Origin of the sequence: Clostridium sp. SGI.024, from assembly GCF_050315195.1 — a bacterium.
Classification (GTDB): domain Bacteria; phylum Bacillota; class Clostridia; order Clostridiales; family Clostridiaceae; genus Clostridium.
The window spans coordinates 1-305 of the sequence record NZ_JBNPON010000179.1 but is presented as its reverse complement, the minus strand read 5'-3'; the positions used below and the strand labels follow the sequence as shown (position 1 = coordinate 305).

The following is a 305-nucleotide window of genomic DNA, read 5'->3' as shown; positions in this document are numbered from 1 at the left end:
AATAGTTACTAACATATGTATATGATCCAGACAAGCATTCGCTTCGATTATTTCTACTCCATGTCTTATACATATAGTTCTTAATATTTTCCCAATTTCAGCCTTATATTTTCCATATATTATTTGCCTTCTATATTTTGGTGCAAATACTATATGATATTGACGCCTCCATTTTGTATGTGATAAGCTTTCTATGTCGTTACCCATACGACACACCTCCTATGATTAATTTGTTTTACGATTGTCAGTCGTTGAAATTATATCATAGGAGTTTTTTTGCGCAGAGCTTAAGCCATTTTATCCAC

The 305-nt window shown here is 32.1% G+C and carries 1 protein-coding gene; it reads right to left on the bottom strand.

From position 1 onward, the window contains the following. Positions 1 to 207: IS200/IS605 family transposase (tnpA, locus tag ACQRD5_RS17315; protein ID WP_427747129.1), on the bottom strand; the 207-nt coding region annotated here is incomplete at its 3' end. Between the last annotated feature and the right edge of the window lie 98 nt (positions 208 to 305).